The sequence below is a fragment of the Variovorax sp. P5_A3 genome (assembly GCF_056400665.1).
This window is the reverse complement of record NZ_JBFUKW010000026.1, coordinates 98,287-116,465: the sequence shown is the minus strand read 5'-3', so window position 1 is coordinate 116,465 and position 18,179 is coordinate 98,287. Positions and strand designations below refer to the sequence as shown.

Here is an 18,179-nt window from a genome sequence, read left to right as displayed (position 1 = left end):
GCCGTCGGACTGACCTACTTCCCGTCCAGCGCAGCCACCACCGCATCCCCCATTTCCTCGGTTCCCACCCGCGTGCAACCGGCCTGGAAGATGTCCCCGGTGCGCAAGCCATCGGCGAGCACCCTGCGCACCGCGCGATCCACCCGCTCCGCGTTGGCCGACTGCGCAAAGGAGTAGCGCAGCATCATCGCCATCGAGAGGATGGATGCGAGCGGATTGGCCAGGTTCTTGCCGGCGATGTCCGGCGCGGTGCCATGCACCGGCTCGTAGAGCCCGAAGCTCCCTGCCGCCATCGACGCCGAAGGCAGCATGCCGATCGAGCCGGTGAGCATGGCGGCGGCGTCGGACAGGATGTCGCCGAAGATGTTGCCGGTGACGATCACGTCGAACTGCTTGGGTGCGCGCATCAGTTGCATGGCTGCGGCGTCGACGAACAAGTGCGTGAGTTCCACGTCCGGATAATTCCGGCCCACACGGGTGACGACCTCGCGCCAGAGCTGCATGACCTCGAGCACGTTGGCCTTGTCGACCGAGCACAGCCTGCGTTGGCGCGAGCGCGCGGTTCGGAACGCAACGTGCGCGATGCGCTCGACCTCCGACTCGGCATAGCGCATGGTGTTGAAGGCCTCGCGCTCGCCGCTCGCGTTGGTGCCGAAGCCGCGCGGCTCGCCGAAGTAGACGTCGCCCGTCAGCTCGCGCAGGATCATCAGGTCCAGCCCCTCCACCACCTCCGGCTTGAGGGTGGAGGCACCGAGCAGTTCGGGGAACAGGAAGGCCGGCCGGAAATTGGCGAACAGGCCGAGCTCCTTGCGCAGCCGCAGCAGGCTCGCGCCCGGACGCATCATGAAGGGAATGGCCTCGTCACCCGGCATGCCGGCCGACCCGAACAGGATGGCGTCGGCCTTGCGCGCGATCTCGCTCGTTGCGGCGGGAAGCGGATCGCCGGCGGCGTCGATGCCGGCCTGGCCGATCGCCGCCTCCACCAGTTCCAGCGGCTGGGCGTGGCCCACCACCGCATTGAGCACCTTCACCGCCTGCGCTGTCACCTCGCGGCCAATCCCGTCGCCGGGCATCACTGCAATCTTCATCTCGGAACCTTTCTGGAATGGGTGGGAGGCAGGGTCAGCGCAACGCGTGGCGGTGCTCGTAGTCGTCGATGCGCGCGCGCTGGGTCAGCGTGTAGTCGATCTCGTCGAGACCCTCCAGCAGGCAATGGCGAGCGAAGGGATCGATGGCGAAGGGTTCGATGCGGCCGTGCGGACTGGCAACCGTCTGTGCTTCGAGGTTCACGCGCAGCCGTGTGCCCGGCGCGGCCAGCAGCGCCGCCAGGATGCTCTCAACCACCGGCTCGGACAGACGCACCGGCAACAGGCCGTTCTTCAATGCGTTGGAATGGAAGATGTCGCCGAAGCTCGGCGCGATCACCACGCGGAAGCCTCCGTCGTGGAGCGCCCACACCGCGTGTTCGCGCGAAGACCCACAGCCGAAGTTGCGGCCTGCGACAAGGATTTGCGCCTCTGCATAGGCTGCGGCATTGAGCACGAAGTCGGCCCGGCGTTCGCCCTTTGCATCGCGGCGCACGTCGTGGAAGAGGTAGTTGCCGAAGTTGTCCGAGCGCGGCTTCTGCAGGTAGAGCGCGGGCACGATCTGGTCGGTGTCGACGTTCGCGCGGTCCAGCGGCGCCGCGACGGCTTCGAGTTGTCTGAAGGCTTGCATATTCGGAGTCAGGGCGCGGTGGGCAGGCCCCGCACGTCCGCGAGGCGCCCGGTGACGGCCGCGGCCGCGGCCATGGCGGGGCTCATCAGGTGGGTGCGCGAACCCGGACCCTGGCGGCCGACGAAATTGCGGTTCGAGGTGGACGCGCAGCGCTGGCCGGCGCCGACCTGGTCGCCGTTGGTACCCAGGCACATCGAGCAGCCGGCGTGCCGCCACTGGAAACCGGCCGCGAGGAAAATGGTGTCCAGCCCCTCGGCCTCGGCCTGGCGTTTCACGAGGCCCGAACCGGGCACCACCCAGGCTTCCACCCCATCGGCCACGTGGCGCCCTCGCGCCACCGCCGCGGCACTGCGAAGGTCCTCGATGCGGCCATTGGTGCAGGAGCCGATGAAGACGCGGTCCACCGACAGGTCCGTGAGCGACTGGCCGGCCGTGAGCCCCATGTACGCCAGCGTGCGCTGCAAGGCGTCGCGCCGCTCACCGGTCGAGGCATCCGCCGGGTCGGGCACGCGGCCCGTGATGGGCAGCGCATCCTCGGGGCTATTGCCCCAGGTGACCATCGGCGCGATGTCGCCGGCATGCAACTGGACTTCCTTGTCGAATACGGCGCCCTCGTCGCTGGAGAGCATCCGCCAGCGCGACAGGGCCGCGTCCCACTCCCCGCTGGCGGGCGCATGCGGGCGGCCCGCCAGCCACTGGAAGGTGCCGTCGTCCGGCGCCACCAGGCCGGCACGTGCCCCGGCCTCGATGGACATGTTGCATACCGTCATGCGTCCCTCCATCGACAGGGCGCGGATCGCCTCGCCGTCGTACTCGATCACATGGCCGGTACCGCCCCCGGCACCCACCTTCGCGATCACGGCCAGGATGATGTCCTTGGCCGACACGCCATCGGCCAGCCGCCCGTCGATCACGACGCGCATCGTGCGCGGCTTGCGCTGCCAGATGGTCTGCGTGGCGAGCACGTGCGCCACTTCTGTAGCACCGATGCCGAAGGCCAGAGCGCCCAGCGCGCCGTGCGTGGCGGTGTGGCTGTCGCCGCAGACGATCACCATGCCCGGCAGGCTCAGCCCCTGCTCGGGTCCGACGACATGGACGATGCCCTGGCGCTCGTCATCGAGCCCGAAGAAGCGGATGCCCGCCGCCGCGCTGTCGTCGCGCAGCGCCTGCGCCATTGCGCGCTTCTCCGCGTCGGCGATGTCGGCCAGCACGCGGCTGTCGGTGGGCACGTAGTGGTCCGGGGTAGCGAAGGCGAGATCCGCGCGTCGCACGCCCAGGCCGCGCTGGCGCAGCATCTCGAAGGCCGGTGCGGAGCCGTCCTGCACGAGATGGCGATCGACATACAACAGGCTCTGGCCGTCGTCGCGTTGCATGACGACGTGCGGCTCCCAGATCTTGTCGAACAGCGTGCGCGGAGCGGAGGCGAGTGGCATGGAAGTGCGGGTCGGGTGAAGACGGTTTCAGTCGAGCTTGGCGCCGGAGATGCGGACGATCTCGGCATAGCGCTTGGTTTCGCTGGCCATGAAGCGGCCGAAATCCTCCGGCGTGCCGCCGCCCACCTCGGCACCGAAGGCAAGCATGCGCTTTTGCAGTTCGGGCGACTTGAGCACCGCGTTGGCCTCGGCATTGAGCTTGTCGATGATGGCGCGCGGCGTGCCGGCCGGCGCCGACAGGCCATACCACGAGGACGCGTACACACCGGGCAGCCCCACTTCATCGAAGGTAGGTACATCGGGCAGCGCCTGGTTGCGCGTCTTCGAAGCCACCGCCAGCGCGCGCATCTTGCCGCCGGCGATGAAAGGCAGGCAGGTGGTGGTGTCCAGCATCAGCGAGACATGACCCGCCGCCACGTCGGCTTCCGCGGGTGCGGTCCCTTTGTAAGGCACATGAACGATGTCGATCTTGGCCGCTTGCGCGAACTGCACCGCCGCCAGGTGCTGCGAGGAGCCGACCCCGCCCGACGCGTAGTTGAGCGTGCCCGGCTTGGCCCGCGCGGCGTCGATCACGTCCTTGACGGTCTTGAACGGCGAGCTGGCCGGCACCACGAGGATGTTGGGGACCGCCGATACATAGATGATCGGCTCGAAATCCTTGACCGGATCGAAGCCCAGCTTGCCGTAGAGACTGATGTTCACCGCGTTGGGACTGATCGAGGACATCAGCAGGTTGTAGCCATCGGGCTTCTGGCGCGCTGCCAGCTCGGTGCCGATGTTGCCGCCGGCGCCGCCCCGGTTGTCGATCACGAAGGGTTGGCCGAGGCGGTGGCTCAGGAGATCCGACACGATCCGCGCCGTCGTGTCCACGCCGCCTCCCGCCGGCCACGGGACCATCAGCTTGATCGGCTGGTTCGGATAGGACGCCGCGGCGTCCTGCGCCGGCGCCGCGGCGTGCCAGCCAAGGAGGCTGGAGGTCAGCAGCCAGACATGCAGTTTTTTCATCATCGTGTGTCTCCGGTTGTCGATAGCCGGGTGCAATCCTATGTGCGCCGAGTGGGCACAGCAAACACAATTAAGACATGCTAGGCATGAGTAAAATTCATCCCCTATGACGCGTCGCCTGCCTCCGCTCAACGCCCTGCGTGCCTTCGAGGCTGCGGCACGCTGCGGCAACTTCACGCGCGCCGCTCAGGAACTGTGCGTCACGCAGGGCGCCGTGAGCCGTCACATCGCGACGCTGGAGGGCTGGTTGAAGGTGCAGTTGTTCGAGCGTGGAAGGCACGGCATCCGGCTCACGCCCGCGGGCCAGACCTACTTCGCCACCACGCGCGTCGCTCTCGACCAGATCGAGCACGGCACGCGCCAGCTGCAGCAGAGCCCTGATGAATCGCTGCTACGCATCAAGGTGCCGCCCACCTTCGCGATCCGCTGGTTGATCCCGCGTCTGGCGCGCTTCCATGCGCGGTATCCGCGGATCGATGTGCAGATCACTACGTCGCACAAGCCCGCCGACTTCGATCGTGATGACGTCGACGTCAGCATCCATTCGGAGCCGCGCCCGCCGACCGGCGCGGGCTTCCGGCTGCTGTTCCGCGAAACCTTGCTGCCTGTCTGCGCGCCCGGTCTGATGCAGCGCGAGCCGCCGCTGCGCGAGCCCGCCGATCTGGCGCACCACGCGCTGCTGTGCTCGCTGAACCGGCCCCAGGACTGGCCGACCTGGCTCGCTGCCGCGGGGACGAAAGGCATCGACGGCAATCGCGGCCTGAAGTTCGAGAACGCCGCCATGGCCTACCAGGCGGCAGCCGAACAACTGGGCGTGATGGTCGCGCTGTTGGCTTTCGTTCGCGATGACCTCGCGAGCGGGCGTCTGGTGGCCCCCTTCGATCTGCGCGTGCCGACCGAAGGTGGCTACTTCATGGCGTGGCGCGCGGACCGCCCCGTGCCCCAGCGGGTGCTCGACTTCGAGGCATGGATCGCTGCCGAGGCCGACTCGGCAGAAGACTAGCGTCGCCGCCGTCCGGCGCCTCTAGAGATCGGCGAGGATGCCGGTCGACGTCGCTTCCGCCGCCAGCTTGCCGTCCGGGTTGTAGAGCGCACCCTCCAGAAACGCCACCCGCTTGCCGCGCCGTATGACCCGCCCTTCGACCCAGCCCTCGCCGGGTCCGACCTTCTCGTAGAAGCTCACCTTGATCTCCAGGCTGAAGACCGTCTGCGCGTGCCCGGTGTCGTGAATCACAGCATGCGCCATCGCCGCATCGAGCCATGCCGTGATGAAGCCGCCCTGGGCGATCGTGCCATTGGTGTGGCAGTACTCGCGCCGTATGGTGAATGCCGCTTTCAGCGTCTTCCGCTCGGGATCCCAGCCGGTCACATGGAAATTGCCCATCGATTCGCTCAAGGCCTGGCCGGAGCGGATTCGTGCGTCCAGATCGTCGTTCATCGATGGCATTGTCGTCGCATCAAGGCGCTCAGCGAGCCTCCTGCCCGCGCCCGCGGACGCGCGCCCACAGCGCCCGCAGCCTTCGCGCGCGATCCTCCAACAGGTACGAGCCGGCCAGCGCAATCAGGCCCGAGACGATGCCCGTCACCACGGCCTCCAGGTGCGGGATGCCGTAGTTGCCCGGGTGCGAGAAGGCGTCGCCGATCATCGTGAGGATGCCGACGATCAGCGCATTGCCGTAGCGATTCGAGAACAGCCTCCGGGCCGGCGTGAAGGTCAGGAGCACCACGAGGATGCCGGTGAACAGGCCCGTCTGCAGCGCGAGCGTCCAGTGGGGGACGCTCAGCAGATTCCCGAGGCTCCCCGGCATGCAGGTCATGCAGGCGCTGGTCGGCTGCCAGAAACGCTGGATGAACAGGATGAAGCGACGCTTCCATGGATTCGGCATCTGCGGGTCCCGTCAATGCACCGGCTGCCATCCTCGCACATCGATGCGCATCACATCAGAAACTCCTCGGCAAACCCAGCAAGTGCTCGGCCACGTAGCTCAGGATCAGGTTGGTCGAGATGGGCGCGACCTGATAGAGCCGCGTCTCGCGAAACTTGCGCTCCACGTCGTATTCGGCCGCAAAGCCGAAGCCCCCGTGGAACTGCAGGCAGGCATTGGCCGCTTCCCACGAGGCCTTGGCCGCAAGGTACTTCGCCATGTTGGCCTGCGCGCCACAGGGCTCGTGCGCATCGAAACGACGGCAGGCCTCGTAGCGCATGAGGTCAGCCGCCTCGATTTCGATGAAGGCTTCGGCGATGGGGAACTGAACGCCCTGGTTCTGTCCGATCGGACGACCGAAGACCACGCGCTCCTTGGCGTACGCCGTGACCTTGTCGATGAACCAGTGGCCGTCGCCGATGCACTCCGCCGCGATCAGCGTGCGCTCGGCGTTGAGGCCGTCGAGGATGTACCTGAAGCCCTGCCCTTCCTCGCCGATGAGGTTCTCGGCGGGAATCTCCAGGTTCTCGAAGAACAGCTCGTTGGTCTCGTGGTTGACCATGTTGAGGATGGGCCGCACGGTGAGCCCGTTGCCGATGGCATCGCGCAGGTCGACGATGAAGATCGACATGCCTTCGGACTTCTTCTTCACGTCGGCCAGGGGCGTGGTGCGCGCCAGCAGGATCATGAGGTCCGAGTGCTGGATGCGCGAGATCCAGACCTTCTGGCCGTTGATGACATAGCGATCGCCCTTCTTCACCGCCGTCGTCTTGATCCTGGTGGTGTCGGTGCCGGTGGAGGGCTCGGTCACGCCCATCGACTGCAGCCGCAGATCGCCGCTTGCGATCTTCGGCAGGTATTGCTGCTTCTGCGCCTCGGAGCCATGACGCAGCAGCGTGCCCATGTTGTACATCTGGCCGTGGCAGGCGCCCGAATTGCCGCCTGCGCGGTTGATCTCTTCCATGATCACGGAGGCCTCGGTCAGGCCCAGGCCGGAGCCGCCGTAGGCCTGCGGAATCAGCGCGGCCATCCAGCCGGCCCTGGTCAGGGCATCGACGAACTCGGCCGGATAGGCGCGTGCCTCGTCGACCTTGCGGAAGTATTCGTTCGGAAACTGCGCGCACAGGTCGCGCACCGCATCGCGGATGTCCTGGTGACGGGGGTTGGAGTCGCTCATGAGAGTGGGTCCGGTTGGCAGGGCCGCGCTTCATTCCATTCGGGCAGTGGCCTGCATGAGCAGGGCGCCCTGTGCGTCCTCGGCCCATAGCGTGACGGTGCCGTCCGACCGGGGCGCATGGCCGCAAACTCGCAATTTCCGCGCAACTTGACGACAGACGAAGGCAGAATAGTAGCCATAAAGTATCCATTTCTGCTCAGGATTCACGCTAACAACTCGGAGGGATCGCCATGAATGTTCGCGCAAGCATGTTCAATCGCCGCTTCTGGCCTCTGCTGGTCGCCGGCGCGTTGTCGGCGACCAGCGCTCTTGCCGATGTCATCTGGATCGGACAGCCGACGGTTCGCGACTACATGGCCTACAACGTCCAGAAGGCGATCGAGGGTTACGCGCAGATGCGGGAGCAGATGGCGCAGTTCGAGGCGCAGATTGCAGACGCGCGACGCGCCTACTTCGCCGCCTCGGGATCGGCTCGGGGCCCGGCGGGAGACAAGTTCGGCCAGATGTTGTTCGAGAAGGACCTGATGATCGCGTGGCCGAAGGTGATGGGCAACGACGATCAGGCGCAACTGATCACAAGCGTCATGGCCCTGGCAAACAATGGTCGCCCACCCGACGGTGGCATCCCGCCCAGCGCCAGGCGGGCCTTCAATCAATGGGTCTCCGCGATGCGCATGAGTGCTGGCGGAGGCTTCGGCTCGACCCCCGACCCGGTCAAGGCGGCGCGTGCCCTGCAAAGCAGCGACAGCTTGAAGGAATACGAGGCCTATCGTCGCCTTCGCGATCAAGCCGAGTGGGACGAAGTCGAGGCCCAGCGCACGGGCGGCGCACGCAAGTTGCTCAGCCCCGGCACGACCGTCTCTCCGCGCGCCTATTTCGGCGAGACCCCCTTTGCGCAGAACTTCGACGCCCGGGTGGCCAGGCTTCCGAACAAGATCCTTCAATGCCTGTATGCGGGTCGGCAGGTCGACGGCTCGGTCTTCCACTTCTGGAAGGGCCAGGCCCCTGACGAGATCGCCTTCCTCATGGCCATGAACATGAGCGCTTTCACTGGCTTGAAGGATCACGCCCTCGACGAATGCCCGCCGGACAGTCGACAGGCAAGCGCGATCGCCTCGTCGCCCGCCAAGGTGGTCATCACGCCGCAGATGGCGAAGGACGCGAGAGCGCAGAAGAATTCGACGTATCTCGACCCTGCCCAAGCCGAGGCCAACCGGCAGAGAAACGAGGCCGCACGCTCGAAATCCGCTGAAAGAAAAGCGCTGCAGGACGAGAAGGGTGCGATGTTCAAGGCGTGCTCTGACGAGATGCGGGCCAACATCGTTCCCGCGCAGCAGGCCCGGGACAACAATGCCATCCGGGCGGTCCACGCGAGGTACATGGAATGCACGAGCATCGCGCGCGCCCGATGACGCGAACGGTCACTCGCAACGAACGGAGGCACGCATGATCACGAATCCGCAATCAGGCACCAACGTGCAGGAAATCGCGGCGGGCATATTCCGCATCAACACGCCGCTGCCGCTGCCCGACGGCAACCTGTTCAGCTTCAACCAGTATCTCGTGGTGGACGACGAGCCACTGCTCTTCCACTCGGGGCCGCGCCAGCTTTTTCCGCTGGTCAGCGAGGCCATCGCCAGCGTGATGCCGCTCGATCGCCTCCGGTACATCGGGCTGTCCCATGTCGAGGCCGACGAGTGCGGCGCGATGAACCTGTTTCTGGCGGCTGCGCCGCAAGCGGTGCCGCTGTGCGGCAGCATCGCGGCCATGGTCTCGATGGGTGACCTGGCAGACCGTCCGCCGCGCGCGCTGGCGGATGGCGAGGAACTCGTGCTCGGCAGCCACACGATGCGGTGGTTCGACACGCCGCATCTTCCCCATGGCTGGGAATGCGGGCTGATGATGGATACGCGCACGCGCACCTTCTTCTGCGGCGACCTCTTCACTCAGCCGGGCAACAGCGAGAAGGCGCTGACGGATGCCGACATCCTGGGGCCGAGCGAGGCGTTTCGGCAGCAGATGGACTACTACGCGCATGCGCCGCGTACTGCCGAAATGCTGGCCGGGCTTGCGCAGCAGGAGCCCCGCACGCTGGCGTGCATGCACGGCAGTGCTTGGCAGGGTGATGGGGCATCGCTGTTGCGCCAGCTATCGGAGGCATTGACGGGAGCGCGTTGAGTCAGCCATGCCTGGCCGGTTGTGGCGGCCCGCTCGTTTCTGCCGAGCGACTGGCTTGCCTACGGCATTCGTGCGGATTGGACTGCTGCGTGGGCGATCTGCCGTCGGCGTTCGACTTCCGAGTCGACGACCGCGTGCAATGCCGTCAGTTCGGTGCGGGTGAAGATGCGCTGGGCGTCGCGCACGTCCTCCATGTGCATGAGGAAGCAGCGGACGCACGAGGCTGCGTGATACGCCTCTTGCAATGCGTCGAGCGCGTCAGCGGCCTGCGCGGCCAAAGTGGCGATTGAGGGAGCGTTGGGGAGGCGCGCGAGCGCGCAAGTAGGGCATGCCAAGAATGGCCTCCAAGGGGTGCGGTTTGCAAAAGCCACCGCTACCGAGACCAATCGGAGGCGGCGGCTCGAACAGGTTGGTCTACCGGGCACCCCTTGCGAGAACCGGCAGGGCGTGAGCCCTCCCGTCCGAGCCGCCTAAAAAAGTGACGCGAACGAAAAAGCCGCAGATCCCTGCGGAGTCCTGCGGCTTTCGTCGCAGGGGTGCCAACGGGAGACCAATCCCGATCACGCCCTTTTTGACGTGATGGGCGGGAGTATATCGGCGGTGTTTTCGCTGGCGGGTCGCATGGTCACCTGGCCATCGCAGATCAGACGAGTTGCCTCTACCTTGTGCCCGCCTTAGGCCAACCGATATGTGCAGCGCGACGAAGACTGGCTTTCACGACCTGGCGATGAAAAGGAGCGATGACCAATATGTAGGCCCGGCCCAAGAGGTTGTGGCAGTGGACGACGGTCGAAACAGTCAGTTGGCCACCGAGCGGTGAAGACAAGTCCGGCGTCCGGAGCACTGACAGCCTGAAATCAAGGTGCTTGTCGTCCTCGCCCAAGACAATCTCGGTTTCGCTTTTGCTGTAGACCTTGAAGATGCCGATACGGTCAGCGTTGGCTTCGCCGGAGAGAGTCGCAAGGTGTTTGGCGGTCTTCAGACCAAAGCACGCGACGATTGCATCTCGGACCTTGGTAAGCCATCCGATCCAAGATGGCTGCTGCAAAATGAGGAATCGCCACAGGACATCCGGATCGCCAGAGGTGCCAAAGGGAAGTTGAATCGCAAATGCGTCTGCGAGATTCGTTGATTCATAAACAGTAGCGACGGCAGACTGCGGGGGGAGAGCCACCGGCTTTACCAGCATGAGTTCGCTTGGCATGAATGGCGCTCCTGAGGCATCAGTGCGTAGGCTTGGATGGGCCGGCGAAGATCTCGGCAATCGTAGTCATGAAGAGTCTCCAGCGTCTGAGAGAGAAGCAGCTCCTGATTCTCACATTTTGTGCGTATCAGGATGAAGACGCTCGCCGGGCGACCCTAAAGCCGACACCGGACATGGACTGCACTTGGCCGCACGGCAGCCAGGAGCAGGGTGAAGCGCCAGAACCGCCTTCCGCGGCGAAGCTCACCTGAATGGTCATCTCGGCCTGAGAGCCATAGGTCTGAATCCAGCCAACAGACGCCACCCGGACACTTCATGCCACTCAATGGAGAATCCAAGCACGTCCCTGTAGTAGCCGGCCGACCGGCCCAAGTCCCGCACCGCGATCACAAAACGAGTTGTTCAAGCATGCAGGTCTCTCAGCGCCGCGAGGTCTCCGCGTAGCGAACTCCTTTTACTGTGGTCTCGGGCGGCGCTCCTTTGTAGACTTCGTTCATGGCTGCAATGCTCTTCATCCCGGACCGCCACGAACCCCTTGCCGCCGGCGCTTGGGACGAAGCAGTCGCTCGCAGGAAGATCGAGCAGATTGTCGAAGATGCAGAAGCTCGCTTCTCCCCTGAACTCCTCTGGCCGACCCATCCCAAAGACAGTTCGGATTGCTCGCCTTCCTACCTGCTCTATTGGGGCGCATGCGGCGTGTTCTGGGCTCTTCGCTATTTGGAAGTCCGAGGCGCCTGCCGCCTGAAGAGAAACTACGCTCCCTACGTGAAGTCGCTCCTCGCGCCCAATCGAAAGCAAATGGGCCACGAGGCCGAGAGCCCGTTTGGCAGCTACCTCATGGGAGATACGGGCATTCAGTTGCTTCAGCAGTGGCATGCCCCCTCGAGCGAGACATGCGCCGAACTCATCAAACTTGTGGAGGCCACGCGCGACCATCCTGCGCGGGAACTGATGTGGGGTGCGCCAGGCACACTGTTGGCCTCGCTGTTCCTGCATCAGCAGACGGGCGAGGCCGTCTGGGCCGACCTCTACCGCACGACCGCTCGGCACCTTTGGTCGCAACTCCACTGGTCAACGGAACATGGCTGTCATTACTGGACGCAAGACCTGTATGGCAACACCTGCACGTACCTCGATGCGGTTCACGGGTTCGCGGCAACGGCTTCCGTACTGATCAATGGACGCCATCTCCTCGCGCCGGAGACTTGGGCCGAGTGGGAAACGTGCATCGCCAACACCGTGCGCCAGACAGTCGAGTGCGACCAGGGTAAAGCAAACTGGCGTGCGAGACTCGATGGCTCACCCCTCGGCAAATCGCCCGGTCTGGTCCAGTTCTGCCACGGTGCTCCGGGATTCGTTATTTGTCTCGCGGACTTCCCGTCCGATGGCCTCGATGACCTGCTCGTGGCCGGCGGGGAGACTACATGGGCCGCGGGTCCGCTGCGCAAGGGGTCCAGCTTGTGCCATGGCACAGGAGGCAACGGCTACGCATTCCTGAAGCTGCATCGGCGATTTGGCGGAACCATGTGGCTCGAACGGGCGCGGGCTTTCGCAATGCACGGTATCCACCAGACTGAACGCGACCTTGCCCAGTTCGGCCACCTGCGCTATTCGCTATGGACGGGGGACCTGGGGTTTGCGGTGTATCTCTTGGACTGCATCGAAAGTACGGACCGATTTCCAACGCTTGATATCTTCTTTGAGGGCTAGCCAATGTTCCAGCGCGCGCCGAGATGCGTGGCTTGACCTGTGGTCATTATTTCTAGTATTCTCGAATCATGGAATCGAAAGAGGTTGTTCAAGCGTTGGCAGCTTTGGCTCACCCATTGCGGCTAGAGATTTTCCGGGCCTTGGTGGTCACTGGGCAAAGCGGGCTCACGCCAGGGGTCATCCAGGAAGCATTGAGCGTTGCTCCCGCGACGCTCTCCTTTCACCTGAAGGAGCTGTCGAACTCTGGCTTGGTGACGCAGGAGCGAGCCAGTCGCTACCTTGTCTACCGAGCCGCATACGACAACATGAACGCGCTGCTCGGCTACCTCACCGACAACTGCTGCCAAGGGGCCGCCTGTGCGGTAGAGACGCCAGGTCTTGCCTGCAAATGCTGAACGATGCCGAATTGCGGAACCTCGGCGTCACCTCAAAGAAAGGGTAAGCAGCGTGGGCGACATCTCTCGGAAGCTGTTTGCCGAAGCCCTCGGCACAGCGCTTCTGCTCACCGTGGTCATCGGCTCGGGCATCATGGCCGAGCGACTGGCGGGCGGCAACGTTGCCATTGCCCTGCTGGCCAATACCCTGGCCACGATTGGCGGCCTGTACATCCTCATCGAGGCGCTCGGACCCGTGAGCGGCGCGCATTTCAATCCGGCCGTGTCGCTCGTCATGTCAGCCCGCGGCGCAATGCCTCGCTCTCTCGTGGCACCTTATGTCGTCGCGCAACTGGCTGGCGCAATGCTTGGCGCGTGGCTTGCGCACGCGATGTTCGACACCACCATTTTTCAATTCTCGACCAAAGTCCGCAGCGGGACTGGTCAGTGGATCGCCGAGGCGGTCGCGACTGCAGGCTTGCTGCTGGTGATTCTGCGCGCTCCGCCGAACCGCGTAGCGGCCATGGTGGCCTGCTACATCGGTGCGGCGTACTGGTTCACGGCTTCGACGTCATTTGCCAACCCTGCGGCCGCATTTGGCCGGATGTTCAGCGACAGTTTTTCCGGCATCGCTCCCTCCAGCGTTCCGGGCTTCGTGATTGCCGAGCTTGTCGGTGCCGGCATTGGCGTCGCCATTCACCGTGCGCTTGGCGCGGCAGCGGCTAAAGCCCCGCCGCCTCGGTTGCACGAACCTTCGACGCCAGCTATCACAGATGGCGCCCACCACCCATTGCAATGAGCAGCATCACCATCTTCCACAACCCCGACTGCGGGACTTCTCGCAACACCCTGGCATTGATTCGCCATAGCGGTGTCGAGCCGAATGTCATCGAGTACCTCAAGACTCCCCCTTCGACCGCGCAGCTGAAGCACCTTGTCGACGCGATGGGAATTCCCGTTCGCGAGGTCCTTCGGCAGAAGGGAACTCCCTATGCCGAGCTGAAGCTCGACGACCTGAAGTGGTCGGAGGAGGAACTGCTCGACTTCATGGTGGCGTATCCCATCCTCATCAATCGGCCCATCGTGGTCACGCCGCTGGGTACCAAGCTGTGCCGTCCCTCGGAAGCGGTCCTTGAGATTCTTCCATGCCCGAAACTGCCTCCGTTCACCAAGGAGGACGGAGAAATCGTTGTCGACAATGGGGTGCGCCGTGCTTGAGAACCGGTCCACCTTCCCGGCGCTCAGCGCGGAAATGTTCGACGTCCCGACGCAAGACCGCCTGGTCGCACGACGGCCGTCCCTCCATCGACCGCGTTTCCTGATGCTCTATGGTTCCCTGCGTGAGCGCTCATACAGCCGACTGCTGACGCTCGAAGCCGCGCGCCTTCTCGAGGCCATGGGTGGCGAAGTGAGCGTGTTCAACCCAACGGGATTGCCCCTTCCCGACAGCGCGCCCGACACAGACCCGAAGGTCCAGGAGCTGCGCAAACTGGCCGAGTGGGCCGAAGGCATGGTGTGGACCTCGCCCGAACGGCACGGCGCGATGACCGGCATCATGAAGGCGCAGATTGACTGGATTCCACTGGCCTTGGGAGCCGTTAGGCCCACGCAAGGAAAGACACTTGCCGTCATGGAGGTCTCGGGCGGCTCGCAATCGTTCAATGCCGTGAACCAATTGCGCGTACTCGGCCGATGGATGCGCATGCTGACGATTCCCAACCAGTCGTCCGTGGCCAAGGCTTTCCTCGAGTTCGACGAGGCGGGCCGAATGAAGCCTTCCAGCTACTACGACCGGGTCGTGGATGTGATGGAAGAGCTTTTCAAGTTCACGCTACTCACCCGCGACATCAGGCCCTATTTGGTAGACCGATACAGCGAGCGCAAGGAAAGCGCTGAAGAGCTGTCCAACAGGGTGAATCAACGGGCCGTCTAGCCAAGGCCCGTACCGCGACCCCTGATAAAAAGTCACTGAGTCCGTTGAGGGAGCAGCGAATGTCGGCAGTTGGCCGATAGAACCTTGCGACGGATGTCTGCCTCCGGCCGACTGAACTTGCACTCCAATCTTCGATTCTCTATGCACGATCGAAAATCGACGCCTGATCCGCGACAATCTGCGCTCTGCCCCTGAACACCCATGCAACCCAAAACTTTCTCCCTCCTCCCGCTCGCCTTCGCAATCGCCGCGGGCGCCCTGGCTCCCAGCTCGGTGTCCTTCGCAGCCTCCCACGCCGCCAAGCGCGCACCCCATACCAAGCCCGCCGCCGAAGCACCTGCCGCGGCGCCAGCCGCTGGACAGACCGCTGTCGCCGGCGGCGTGCCAGCGATCCCCGCCAAGGCATGGCTGTTGATGGACTTCGACTCCGGCGAGGTGCTCGCCTCGGCCAACCCCGACGAACCGCTGCCCCCAGCGTCACTGACCAAGATGATGACCAGCTTCCTGGTCGAACAGGCCATTCGCTCGGGCAAGCTCAAGAAAGAGGATCTTGTTTCGGTCAGTCAGACCGCCTGGTGCCGTGGCTCGAGCACCGAGTCGTGCATGTACCTGCCGCTGAACAGCCAGGCCACGGTGATCGACATCCTCCGCGGCATCATCGTCCAGTCGGGCAACGACGCGTCCAAGGCGATCGCCGAGCATATGGCCGGCTCCGAGGAGGGCTTCGCCAAGCTCATGAATGCCGAAGCCCAGCGCCTCGGGATGAAGAACACGCATTTTGTGAACGCGACGGGTCTGCCCGACCCGGATCACAAGGCATCTGCGCGGGACCTCGCGATCCTGGCGCGGGCGATCATCCGCGACAGCGCCGACTTCTACCCGATCTACGCGGAGCGCGAGTTCAAGTTCAACAATATCAAGCAGGGAAATCGCAATGCCCTGCTCTACACCGATCCGACGGTTGACGGCCTGAAGACCGGCCACACCCAGGAGGCGGGCTACTGCCTCGTCACTTCGTCCAAGCGCAACGGGATGCGCCTCATCACGGTGATTCTCAACACCAACAGCGCGCAGGCGCGTGCCGACGAGACGCGCCAGCTGCTCGGCTGGGGTTTCAGCAACTTCGAGAAGGCCACCCCCATTCAGCCGAACACGGTCGTCACGAAGGCCAAGATCAGCTTTGGCAAGGCCGACACTGTTGATGCGGCTCTGGGGTCACCATGGACGGTGACGGTGCCGCGCGGCCAGCAAGTGAGCACCTCGGTGCAGGTCAAGCCAGACCTGCAGGCGCCAGTGACCAAGGGTGCGGTGATCGGCAAGGTGGTCGCGGAATCGAACGGCAAGCCGGTGGGAGAAGCGCCGCTGGTCGCGCAGGCCGACGTGGAACGCTCGGGGTTGATGCTGCGTGCGTGGCAGCACGCGGCCAAGTTGTTTGGCAAATGAACCTGCGAGGCCATCCTTCCCTACTGGCGAGGGCCTGCACCCGAACGTAGCGGCAGTTCGATCGAACCGGAAAGCGGGATTGAATCGATTCGCGCGGCGCTTGCGACGACGATGGCCCGGTCGGGCTCCTCGGCAAGGCGATCGAGCGCGCGCCACAGGAAGCGGATCGAGCCGGCGTCGAGGCCGCCCGTGGGTTCATCGAGCAACGTGAGTGGGCGTCCCGACGCGAGCGCAGCCGCCAACCAGGCCTTGCGCCTGGAGCCGGTCGAAAGCATGTACATCGGCTTGTCGAGATGCAGGGCCAAGGAGAATCCCTCGATGAAGGTTCTCCACCTTTCCTCACTGAAGCGTGCATCGCCGGCCTTGAGCGACGCCGCGCACTCGAGCGCGGTGACCTTGTCGAATGCGTCGGTCGTCGGGTCGCAGAAGAATACGTTTCGTCGATAGGCCTCGGGCTCGAGGTCAAGGCGTGCACCGGCGACGGTCAGCCGGCCCTCGGCGGGTAACGAGCCCGCAATCAATCGAAGGACCGTCGACTTTCCACTGCCGGTGTCGCCGTACAGCAGCGTGACCCCGGCGCGGATGGACGCGCTCCATCCTGCGGCGAGCGCCGGTTCCCCTGGGTGCGCGAAGCGCAAGTCCTTGATGTCGAGAATGGGGGCGAGTGCCGTTGGGTTCATGCCGCAACCCTACAGCAACGCCACGCCAGGGCTTTTCAAGCCTAGGCGACTTCGACCCGCCCGCTGCGCGCCGCCGCAGCGAACGCATCATGGTCACGCACAGTTTGCTCCGCATAGGCGGTGGCGAAGCGCACCAGGGCGTCGTCGAAGGATTCCGACTTTCCGAGGTAGCCGGCGATCATGGCCGCATCGCCCGACTTGGCGTGTGCCAGCGCAAGGGCCCAGCCGCAGACGCCGCAATATTCGGAGAACGCAGCCGGCGGGGTCTGGCCCATTTCCAGTTCGATGCCGCCCTTCATGTCGCGCAACTGGCGAACGTAGAAATCCGTGCCGTCGAGTTGACCCCAGCCCAGGAAGATGTCGGGCGAGCCCTGGATGAGCCGCTGCCCCACCACCACCCGCTGTCCCTCGTTCAGGGGCCCCTTGCCCGATCCGGGCCAGGGCACATAGGGCGACAGCACCGAGGGCTGCGCCTCCTTGATCTGCAGGAAGAGCGGGTCGTCCTCGTCCCGTCCCTGCATCAGCACCACCCAACAGCGCGTGCCGACGCTGCCCACGCCCACCACCTTCATGGCCACATCGAGCACCCTGTAGCGCGACAGCAGGAAGCGTCGCTCGGGCGCGAGCGAATCGAGATAGGCCGCCAGGAAATGGCCCAGCGCGTCCTCCACCGGCCGCCCCGACGAGGTGTGGGTGACGCGCACGATGAAAGGGTGCTGCTCGACGATCCGGTGCTGGTCGTCCACGAGGTCGGTCATCTTGTCGAGCACCTGCAGGTGGTTGCGCTTGCGTGCCTTGTCGAGCAGGTTGGAGGCGCCATCGCGCAACCAGTAGGGAAGCGCCTCCAGCAGTCTTGCGCTGTGGATCGTGTCGTACCAGATTTCGAGCAGACCCATTCCCGCGTAGCGCCGCATTCGCTGCCGGTAGGAGACGGCAGCGGAGCGTACCGCGGCTTCACGAGCTTCGCGGTCGCCGCCCAGGTGCCGCGACGCGAGGTACGCACTGGCCGCGAGGCGCTTCATGTCCCACTCCCAGGGGCCGGGCTGGGTCTCGTCGAAATCATTGATGGCGAAGACCAGCTGCCGCTCGGCCGACGCGAACACGCCGAAGTTGGCGACGTGCATGTCGCCGCAGGCCTGCACGCGCAAGCCTGTCGTCGGGCTCGGCGCGAGATCGGCGGCCATCACGGCGGCGGATCCCCGCAGGAATGCGAACGGCGATTGCAGCATGCGGGCGTGGCGAACCGGCACCAGTTGGGGCAGCCGTGTCGTGGCCTGGGCGAGCAGGATGCCCACGGGGTCGACGCCGGAGGGGCGCTCGAAGGCGCCATGGCTCGTACGGGGAACGCGGTCGCGCAAGGCCTTGCCGGCGGCCATGCGCTCTTCGACAGTGGGCTTCGGC

General features: G+C 64.8%; 21 protein-coding genes. 10 read left to right on the top strand and 11 right to left on the bottom strand.

Annotated features, from left to right (window positions below; all coding sequences use genetic code 11):
* Nucleotides 1–14 precede the first annotated feature (14 nt).
* Genes leuB through AC1D3B_RS29765 form a run of 4 tightly spaced genes read right to left on the bottom strand, consistent with a single transcriptional unit; the run spans nt 15 to nt 4,157 of the window.
* Entirely contained in the window at nt 15–1,088 is a 1,074-nt protein-coding gene (gene leuB / locus AC1D3B_RS29780) for a 3-isopropylmalate dehydrogenase (protein ID WP_478194273.1), read from the bottom strand.
* Between the two features lie 34 nt (nt 1,089–1,122).
* Entirely contained in the window at nt 1,123–1,716 is a 594-nt protein-coding gene (leuD, locus tag AC1D3B_RS29775; RefSeq protein WP_478194272.1) for a 3-isopropylmalate dehydratase small subunit, read from the bottom strand.
* An 8-nt stretch (nt 1,717–1,724) separates the two neighbouring features.
* Nucleotides 1,725–3,149, bottom strand: a complete 1,425-nt coding sequence (gene leuC, locus AC1D3B_RS29770) for a 3-isopropylmalate dehydratase large subunit (RefSeq protein WP_478194271.1) — start codon at nt 3,147–3,149, stop codon at nt 1,725–1,727.
* Between the two features lie 27 nt (nt 3,150–3,176).
* Nucleotides 3,177–4,157 (bottom strand): Bug family tripartite tricarboxylate transporter substrate binding protein, encoded by a 981-nt coding sequence (locus tag AC1D3B_RS29765; RefSeq protein ID WP_478194270.1) that lies wholly within the window; start codon nt 4,155–4,157, stop codon nt 3,177–3,179.
* Between the two features lie 103 nt (nt 4,158–4,260).
* On the opposite strand from AC1D3B_RS29765, the gene gcvA reads away from it, so the two are divergent.
* Nucleotides 4,261–5,157: a transcriptional regulator GcvA gene (gene gcvA, locus AC1D3B_RS29760; protein WP_478194269.1), complete on the top strand. Its 897-nt coding sequence runs from the start codon at nt 4,261–4,263 to the stop codon at nt 5,155–5,157.
* 21 nt (nt 5,158–5,178) lie between these two features.
* On the opposite strand, the gene AC1D3B_RS29755 is transcribed toward gcvA, so the two are convergent.
* From AC1D3B_RS29755 to AC1D3B_RS29745, 3 genes are read right to left on the bottom strand one after another with little or no spacing between them, the layout of a single operon-like run.
* Nucleotides 5,179–5,592 (bottom strand): PaaI family thioesterase, encoded by a 414-nt coding sequence (locus AC1D3B_RS29755; RefSeq protein ID WP_478194268.1) that lies wholly within the window; start codon nt 5,590–5,592, stop codon nt 5,179–5,181.
* 28 nt (nt 5,593–5,620) lie between these two features.
* The gene (locus AC1D3B_RS29750; protein ID WP_478194267.1) at nt 5,621–6,040 is read right to left on the bottom strand and encodes a hypothetical protein; all 420 of its coding nucleotides are present in this window, start codon (nt 6,038–6,040) and stop codon (nt 5,621–5,623) included.
* Nucleotides 6,041–6,095: 55 nt separating this feature from the next.
* A complete protein-coding gene (locus AC1D3B_RS29745) occupies nt 6,096–7,256 on the bottom strand; it encodes an acyl-CoA dehydrogenase family protein (RefSeq protein ID WP_478194266.1) in 1,161 nt (386 codons plus the stop codon).
* Between the two features lie 230 nt (nt 7,257–7,486).
* Here AC1D3B_RS29745 and AC1D3B_RS29740 point away from each other — a divergent pair, with 230 nt between their 5' ends.
* The 3 genes from AC1D3B_RS29740 (at nt 7,487) to AC1D3B_RS29730 (ending at nt 9,724) form a co-directional block, all read left to right on the top strand.
* Nucleotides 7,487–8,668, top strand: coding sequence for a hypothetical protein (locus tag AC1D3B_RS29740; protein WP_478194265.1), 1,182 nt, complete (start codon nt 7,487–7,489; stop codon nt 8,666–8,668).
* Between the two features lie 34 nt (nt 8,669–8,702).
* Complete coding sequence (locus tag AC1D3B_RS29735; protein ID WP_478194264.1) at nt 8,703–9,434, top strand: oxygen-binding di-iron domain-containing protein; 732 nt, start codon at nt 8,703–8,705, stop codon at nt 9,432–9,434.
* Between the two features lie 89 nt (nt 9,435–9,523).
* The gene (locus AC1D3B_RS29730; protein ID WP_478194263.1) at nt 9,524–9,724 is read left to right on the top strand and encodes a hypothetical protein; all 201 of its coding nucleotides are present in this window, start codon (nt 9,524–9,526) and stop codon (nt 9,722–9,724) included.
* Between the two features lie 368 nt (nt 9,725–10,092).
* Here AC1D3B_RS29730 and AC1D3B_RS29725 read toward each other — a convergent pair whose 3' ends face one another.
* Both AC1D3B_RS29725 and AC1D3B_RS29720 read right to left on the bottom strand, forming a co-directional pair.
* Nucleotides 10,093–10,638, bottom strand: coding sequence for a DUF2867 domain-containing protein (locus tag AC1D3B_RS29725; protein ID WP_478194262.1), 546 nt, complete (start codon nt 10,636–10,638; stop codon nt 10,093–10,095).
* Nucleotides 10,639–10,893: 255 nt separating this feature from the next.
* Nucleotides 10,894–11,019, bottom strand: a complete 126-nt coding sequence (locus AC1D3B_RS29720; RefSeq protein WP_478194300.1) for a hypothetical protein — start codon at nt 11,017–11,019, stop codon at nt 10,894–10,896.
* Nucleotides 11,020–11,133: 114 nt separating this feature from the next.
* Here AC1D3B_RS29720 and AC1D3B_RS29715 point away from each other — a divergent pair, with 114 nt between their 5' ends.
* From AC1D3B_RS29715 to AC1D3B_RS29690, 6 genes are all read left to right on the top strand, one after another.
* A complete protein-coding gene (locus AC1D3B_RS29715) occupies nt 11,134–12,348 on the top strand; it encodes a lanthionine synthetase C family protein (protein ID WP_478194261.1) in 1,215 nt (404 codons plus the stop codon).
* A 68-nt stretch (nt 12,349–12,416) separates the two neighbouring features.
* Nucleotides 12,417–12,743 (top strand): ArsR/SmtB family transcription factor, encoded by a 327-nt coding sequence (locus AC1D3B_RS29710; RefSeq protein WP_478194260.1) that lies wholly within the window; start codon nt 12,417–12,419, stop codon nt 12,741–12,743.
* A gap of 52 nt (nt 12,744–12,795) precedes the next feature.
* Complete coding sequence (locus tag AC1D3B_RS29705) at nt 12,796–13,521, top strand: aquaporin (RefSeq protein ID WP_478194259.1); 726 nt, start codon at nt 12,796–12,798, stop codon at nt 13,519–13,521.
* Entirely contained in the window at nt 13,518–13,940 is a 423-nt protein-coding gene (gene arsC / locus AC1D3B_RS29700) for an arsenate reductase (glutaredoxin) (protein WP_478194258.1), read from the top strand. The genes AC1D3B_RS29705 and arsC overlap by 4 nt, the downstream gene beginning before the upstream one ends.
* Nucleotides 13,933–14,655: an arsenical resistance protein ArsH gene (gene arsH, locus AC1D3B_RS29695; RefSeq protein ID WP_478194257.1), complete on the top strand. Its 723-nt coding sequence runs from the start codon at nt 13,933–13,935 to the stop codon at nt 14,653–14,655. Before arsC ends, arsH begins: the two co-directional genes overlap by 8 nt.
* Before the next feature lie 201 nt (nt 14,656–14,856).
* Nucleotides 14,857–16,098: a D-alanyl-D-alanine carboxypeptidase family protein gene (locus AC1D3B_RS29690; protein WP_478194256.1), complete on the top strand. Its 1,242-nt coding sequence runs from the start codon at nt 14,857–14,859 to the stop codon at nt 16,096–16,098.
* A 20-nt stretch (nt 16,099–16,118) separates the two neighbouring features.
* On the opposite strand, the gene AC1D3B_RS29685 is transcribed toward AC1D3B_RS29690, so the two are convergent.
* Complete coding sequence (locus AC1D3B_RS29685) at nt 16,119–16,778, bottom strand: ABC transporter ATP-binding protein (RefSeq protein ID WP_478194255.1); 660 nt, start codon at nt 16,776–16,778, stop codon at nt 16,119–16,121.
* A gap of 41 nt (nt 16,779–16,819) precedes the next feature.
* Nucleotides 16,820–18,073, bottom strand: coding sequence for a DUF2252 domain-containing protein (locus AC1D3B_RS29680; protein WP_478194299.1), 1,254 nt, complete (start codon nt 18,071–18,073; stop codon nt 16,820–16,822).
* Nucleotides 18,074–18,179 lie beyond the last annotated feature (106 nt).